6 protein-coding genes and 1 tRNA gene are annotated in these 6,244 nt (G+C 69.9%); all 7 read left to right on the plus strand.

The window, feature by feature from the left end; genetic code table 11:
- Positions 1-6: 6 nt before the first annotated feature.
- Entirely contained in the window at positions 7-1,518 is a 1,512-nt protein-coding gene (locus VFZ70_01580) for an amidohydrolase family protein (GenBank protein ID HEX6254478.1), read from the plus strand.
- A 218-nt stretch (positions 1,519-1,736) separates the two neighbouring features.
- Complete coding sequence (locus VFZ70_01585) at positions 1,737-2,228, plus strand: hypothetical protein (protein ID HEX6254479.1); 492 nt, start codon at positions 1,737-1,739, stop codon at positions 2,226-2,228.
- A 39-nt stretch (positions 2,229-2,267) separates the two neighbouring features.
- Positions 2,268-3,839 carry an apolipoprotein N-acyltransferase gene (gene lnt, locus VFZ70_01590; protein ID HEX6254480.1) on the plus strand — a complete coding sequence of 524 codons (1,572 nt, stop codon included), beginning with the start codon at positions 2,268-2,270 and terminating at the stop codon, positions 3,837-3,839.
- A gap of 46 nt (positions 3,840-3,885) precedes the next feature.
- Positions 3,886-3,958 (plus strand) — tRNA-Glu (locus tag VFZ70_01595).
- A 226-nt stretch (positions 3,959-4,184) separates the two neighbouring features.
- Complete coding sequence (locus VFZ70_01600; protein HEX6254481.1) at positions 4,185-4,415, plus strand: DUF433 domain-containing protein; 231 nt, start codon at positions 4,185-4,187, stop codon at positions 4,413-4,415.
- Positions 4,412-4,786 carry a DUF5615 family PIN-like protein gene (locus VFZ70_01605; GenBank protein HEX6254482.1) on the plus strand — a complete coding sequence of 125 codons (375 nt, stop codon included), beginning with the start codon at positions 4,412-4,414 and terminating at the stop codon, positions 4,784-4,786. The genes VFZ70_01600 and VFZ70_01605 overlap by 4 nt, the downstream gene beginning before the upstream one ends.
- A 517-nt stretch (positions 4,787-5,303) precedes the next feature.
- Positions 5,304-5,873: a hypothetical protein gene (locus tag VFZ70_01610; protein ID HEX6254483.1), complete on the plus strand. Its 570-nt coding sequence runs from the start codon at positions 5,304-5,306 to the stop codon at positions 5,871-5,873.
- Positions 5,874-6,244 lie beyond the last annotated feature (371 nt).

Consider the following 6,244-nt stretch of genomic DNA (forward strand, 5'->3'; position numbering starts at 1 on the left):
CCGGCGATGAGCCGGATCCGACCGGACCGCCGCCGCCTGATCGTCGACGGCATCCACACGCCCGGTCCGTCCGATGCACGCGTCCTGGTGTGGGAGGACGGTCGGATCCTTTGGGTGGGCGCCGATCCGGATGATGGTCCGTCAGCGCCGCGCACGAGCGAGCGGCCAGGTGCATGGATCACTCCAGGCTTCGTCGACGCACACGTCCACGGCACCGCGACAGGCCTGAAGCTCGACGGCATCGATCTGTCCACGGCGACCAGCGCGACCGACGTCGTGACGCGGGTGCGGACGTTCGCCGCGTCCCGCACAGACGATCCGATCGTCGGGAGCGGCTGGGACGAGCACGCGTGGCCTGAGCCACGACCGCCGTCGGCCGACGACCTGGCCGCGGCGGCGCCGGGCAGACGCGTGCTGCTCGACCGTGTCGACGGGCACAGCTGCCTCGTCGATGCCAGCACGCTCGCGGATGTCGACACCGAGGGCGACGGCGTCGATCGCGGCCACGACGGCCGCGCGACCGGCTGGCTCCGGGAGGACGCAGCGGGCGCGGCGCGCGCCCGCATCTGGCAACTGCTGCCCACGTCACGGCTCGCGCGGGCGCGTGATGCAGCGGTGACCCACGGCGCATCACTCGGGATCACGAGCATGCACGAGATGGGCAACCCGGCACTGTCGACGTTGGACGACGCCGTCGCCTGGTCGCGGACGACGTCGCCGGTCGAGGTGCTCGTGTGGTGGGCCGACATCGATCCGTCGGTCGCGCTGGCCCACGGCCTGCGCCCCGGGGGCGACCTGTTCCTCGACGGCGCGATCGGCTCACGGACGGCGGCCGTGACGGGCGGCTACCGAGACGGTCCCGCGCTCGGTGGACTGTTCTACGACGACGAGCAGGTCGTCGACTTCTTCGTGCGGTGCACCCGCGCCGGCACCGGAGGCGGCGTCCACGCGATCGGCGATCTCGCGATCGAGCAGGCCGTGGCGGCGATCGAACGCACCGCCGAGATCGTCGGACCGGCGAAGGTGCGCGCGAGTCGGCACCGGGTCGAGCACCTCGAGCTGCCGCGCCCCGACCACGCCGGGCGGATGGCTGCACTGGGCGTCGTGGCCAGCATGCAGCCGGCGTTCGACGACCTGTGGGGCGGCCCGTCGGGCCTGTACGCCAGCCGTTTCGGGCGCGACGCCGCATTGGACAGCAACCCGTTCGGTGATCTGCTCACCGCCGGCTGCCAGCTGGCATTCGGCTCGGATTCGACGGTCACACCGATGGCGCCGTGGGCCGGCGTGCGAGCGGCGCACGAGCACCGGGGTGGCAACGCGATCAGCCGACGCGAGGCGCTGGATGCGGCGACCATCGGCGGCCGCCACGTCGCGCACCAGGACGACGTCGGCCCACTGCGCGCCGGGCGCCGTGCCGACCTGGCCATCTGGGACGGTGACCCGCTCGCGACCGACCTCACCACGCCGCCGCGCTGCCTCGGGACCGTTGTCGCCGGCGCGGCCACGACCGATCTGTAGCAGCTCCGGGCGCGACGGCGACGCCGCAGCGGGCGGTGTCGTGGTCGGCAGCCCTGTCCACGAATTGGGGGAAACCCGGTCCTACACGTTGCGAGCGCGCCGTCCGCGACCTATAACCCCCGCACGACCCAACAGTTCATGGACCGGTTCCGCGAGGCACGCGGCGGATCGACTCCGCCGACGACGAAACGACCCGGCCGCGGCCGGACGGGAGCAGCATGGCGACAGAGCAGTACGAGGACGACCTCGATCTCGATGACGACATCGACGAGGACGACGACCTCGATCTCGACATCCTCGATGACGAGGACGTCGATGATGACGACTACGACGACGACTACGATCTCGACGACGCGGACGACGTCGCCGCCGCCGATGAGGTTGTCGAGGTTGTCGAGGTTGTCGAGGACGACGAGGACGACGTCGCCGACGAGGGTGATGAGGACGCCGCGGACGCCGCGGAGGACGAGGACGACAACGATGACGACGTGCTCGACCTCGACGACGACGAGGAAGAGGACGAGGAGACGCTCGAGGTCCTGCTCGGCCCCGACAGCGAGGCCACGGTGTCGACGCCGCGCACCCGATCTGACGACTCCGGCGATGCGCCGCCCGGCGAGGGCGAGTTCACCTGCCGGTCCTGCTTCCTGGTCAAGCGACGTCCGCAGTTGGCCGACGCGGACGCCATGATCTGCCTGGACTGCGCGTGAATCCCGGAGCTCGGCTCGCGACCTGACGGCGCCGGGACCGTGCCATCGCTGCCGGGCGCACGCCCACACCTGAACCCGTGGGTTCTCGCGGTCACGGCGCTGCTCGGCGGGACCGGCGCGGCGCTGGCCTTCGCCCCGACGGGTTGGATGCCGCTTGTGCTGATCGGTCCGGCGGTTGGATTGTGGGCGGCGGCCTCGGCCCGCAGGCCGGTCGCAGGTGCCGCATGTGGTCTGGCCTTCGGCCTGGGGTTCGCGTACCCAGCGCTGCGCTGGATGCTGGAGGTCGATCCGCTCGCCGGCTTCGTGCTGCCGCTGATCCAGGGCATGTTCTGGGCCGTCACGGGTGCGGCCGCCGCAGCCGCTACGCGCCTGCATCCGGCGTGGTGGGTTCCGGTCGTGGCGGCTGTGTGGACGTTGACGGAGGCGGCGCGCGCACGCGTCCCGCTGACGGGCTTCGAGTGGGCGCAACTGGCCATGGCGGTGACGGACACGCCCGCCCGCCACGCCGCCGCCGTCGTGGGTGCTCTCGGCCTGACGGCGCTGTTGGCGACCGTCGCCGCCGCCTTGGCGCTGCTGATGCGGTCGCGCGGACGAGCACGCGTCGTCCCACTGATCGTCGCGATCGCTCTGCTGCTGGCGACCGCCACCGTTGGGGCGGTGCGATGGACCGTACCTGACGGTGCGCTGGACGTCGCGGTCGTGCAGGTCGATGACCCGTGCCCTGGAGAGTTCGCGGCCGACTGCCCCGGCTACATCGACGCGCTCGTGACGGACTACGTCGCACGTTCGGCGGACGTCGACGGCGGCGCCGACCTGATCGTGTGGGGCGAGGACGCGCTGCCGGGTGCCGCGACGCTCGACGCGGCCGGCAGTGCACTCCTCGCGCGGAGCGGTGGACTGGCGGCACCCGTGCTGGCCGGAGTCGGCACGCCCACGTCGCCCGGACGGTTCCTGCGCTGGGCAGCGTTGTTCGGCGCCGACGGCGCCCCGATCGATGCGTACGCCAAGCGCATGCCGGTGCCGTTCGGCGAGTACGTGCCGTGGCGGTCGGTCCTGGGCGGGATCTCCGATGTCGGCCGGCTGGTGCCGTCGGATCTCGAGGCCGGCGACGACGCGAGTCCCGTCGAGCTGTCGACCGGTGACGGGGTCGCGCGGCTCGGGACCGTCGTGTCGTGGGAGGTCACGTTCGCGCGTGCGGTGCGTGCGGTCGCGCACGATGCCAACGGGTTGGCGACGCTCACGACGGTGGCCAGCTACGGCACGAGCGCGACGTCGGACCAGCTGCTCGATGCCTCGCAACTGCGCGTGGCCGAACAGCAGAAGCCGATGGTCGTCGCGGCCACGACCGGGCGGTCGGCCTTCATCGATGCCGACGGCGTGATCGCCGGTCGATCAGCGCTGTTCCGCGGTGACACCCTCACCGGCACGATGCAGCTGCGGTCCGGTCTGACGCCGTACGCCCGCGCGGGCGACCTGCCGATCGTCCTGCTGGCGGCCGCCGTGCTGATCGGCGCCTGGATCGCACGTCCACGCAGTGGGCGGAGCGCTGACGATCCCGGCGTGCCCGCTGACGTCGAGGCGCCGGGACGCGCCAACACCGTCGCCCCCTGATGGCGTCACCCGGTCCCGCTGGATAGGCTCGGGCGCGGCCGTCCACGCTCCCGTCATCTAGCGGCCTAGGATACCGGCCTTTCAAGCCGGCGGCGCGGGTTCGAATCCCGTCGGGAGCACCGATACCGTCCTGACCAGGCCAAACGCTCGATCGCCCACAGCCCTCGCCGCCCGCGAACGTCGAGCACAGCGCTCCTATGCAACGATGCTGGTTGTTCGTGCACTTGTATCGGGCGAGTCTCGGGCGGACCGACGCGACACCGATCGCGCCTGTGATAGCGCCGGCCGGGCGCGGACGAGCGTGGGGGGTCAGGAGCTACGATGTGGCACGAGAGGAGCGCAGTCATGAGCTTCGAGCGGATCACCATCGATCCCCAAAAGATGGGTGGCCTGCCGTGCATTCGGGACCTCAGGATTCCGGTGAGCACGGTCATCGGTCAGCTCGCGGCGCGGCGCACGCCCGAGCAGATCGTTGCCGACTTCCCAGACCTCGAGGATGAGGATGTCTACGCTGCGCTCGAGTTCGCTGCGGCAGCGGTCCACGAGCGTGAGCTGCCAGTCGTTCCCAGCCTGTGAGGCTGCTGGTCGACGCGAACCTCTCGCATCGGGTCGCAGAGCTGCTTCGCGAGGCTGGCCACGATGCCGTCCATGTTCGGGAGCTTGACCTACAGCGCGCCGCAGACGCTGACATCCTCGACGTGGCGATGACGGGCGAGCGGGTGATCATCTCCGAGGACACTGACTTCGGCGCCTTGCTCGCGCATCGGCAGTCGTCCGGCCCGTCGTTCGTCTTGCTCCGGTCCATCGAGCCGCTCACACCCCAGCAGCAAGCGATGCTGTTGACGGCGAACCTGCCGACGGTGGAAAAGGATCTTGACGAAGGCGCCATCGCGGTACTCGACCGGCGACGACTGCGTGTCCGCCGGCTGCCGATCGGTCGTGAGTGACCCTCGTACTGACTGATTGTGCAAGCGAGCGGCGCGGGTTCGAATCCCACAGAGAGCACCAACGAACACGGCAGCGAGCGCGGGCAAAGCCGTGGCTCGTCTCGCCCGGCGTACGATCCTGCAACGCGACCACCACCCGCATGTATGACACCCCCGTTTCGAAGGAGGTGAACGTCCGACGAGCACCTACGACGACGTAGTGTCAGCCGAGGACGCGGTCAATCGGCTGTCGGCAATACTGCGCACGATCCCCGCAAGGCAGTTCGAGCGGTACGCGAACGAGGCGAGGGGCAGGCCGGCGGTGGGTTCGCCGTACGCGTTGGAGTCCCGTGATCCTAGCGTCAGCGCCGAGATCCTTGATCACGCGTCCATGCTCGCGCGTCTGTGGACATTCGACGCTGCGCTAGAACTTCTGGACGCACTCGACAGCGTGCTCTCGACTCGGTCCGCCAGGCGTTACGGGCCACACCCACTTGCCAGATCGATTCTAGAGCATGCCGCGAGAGCGTCTTGGCTCATGGAGCGCGACATCGGGCCACGTGCGCGAGGTGCGAGGGCTTGGCTCGTCGAGGCGGTCTCCGCCGACTCGTTGCTGCAGGCCATGAAGGGATCCGGCGCCCAATCATTGAAGGACGCCGAAGACCGGCGGGACCGGACGTACAGTCGCGTCGCGCGGATGTTCGGCGACGATGGACTGGCTACCACCGGTCAGTGGGCAGGCTGGAGTCTTGCCGGAGAGCGGTACGGCAGCCCCTCGGCAATCGTGGAAGGGTTCGCCCAGCGGCACTTTCCGGACTCAGACGGTCGCGGGGCTTACATGCGCTGGTCTGCGCTGACTCATCCGTCCGCCACATCCGAGATGGCGTTCGGTGCGCCGCGGGACGGCGGTCTCGGGTCCTCAGACTTCGACTTGCGGTTCCTCTTCGGCGCCGTGCGAACCGCCGTCTCAACGTGGTGCGCGGCCGTCCGTGCGTTGATCCACTACCACGGTTGGAGTCCATCCGAGCTCGAGGCTTGGTGGTCGCGCACCGTCGAGGTTCTTGCTGTAGCGGATCAGGTCATCGCCGCCCGCAGTGGGGATCGCTGATTTCCAGGAGCTGCCGCAACGAGAGTGCGACTGACCGCCGACGACCGCATTGAGGCGCGCGGGAATCAGGACACATAACTGGACGGGCTTCGCTCGCCCGCGACCTGCATCTTCGCTGCTGAGCACAGCGCTCGGGGCGGTTGTGCTTTCAAGCCGGCGGCGCGGGTTCGAATCCCGTCGGGAACACCACGTACCTGCAGGTCAGCGGCCTGTTCCGCTTCGGTTCACCGCGTGCCTTAGGAGCCGTGGGCGGACACACGAGGTGTCCCATCAAGGTTTTCCACAGGGGAGCCGGGATCGCGTCTGACTCTAGCAGCGCGGCGTTGGTGATCGTCATGGGCGAGGGTCGCGTCGGCGAGCATGGCCCGGTA

It is taken from the genome of Euzebyales bacterium, assembly GCA_036374135.1.
Lineage (GTDB): Bacteria > Actinomycetota > Nitriliruptoria > Euzebyales > JAHELV01 > JAHELV01.

What these genes read in the sequence shown, in the direction of transcription:
- VFZ70_01580 (HEX6254478.1), top strand. Translation starts at nt 7, where the DNA reads ATGAGCCGGATCCGACCGGACCGCCGCCGCCTGATCGTCGACGGCATC.
- VFZ70_01585 (HEX6254479.1), top strand. Translation starts at nt 1,737, where the DNA reads ATGGCGACAGAGCAGTACGAGGACGACCTCGATCTCGATGACGACATC.
- VFZ70_01600 (HEX6254481.1), top strand. Translation starts at nt 4,185, where the DNA reads ATGAGCTTCGAGCGGATCACCATCGATCCCCAAAAGATGGGTGGCCTG.
- VFZ70_01610 (HEX6254483.1), top strand. Translation starts at nt 5,304, where the DNA reads ATGGAGCGCGACATCGGGCCACGTGCGCGAGGTGCGAGGGCTTGGCTC.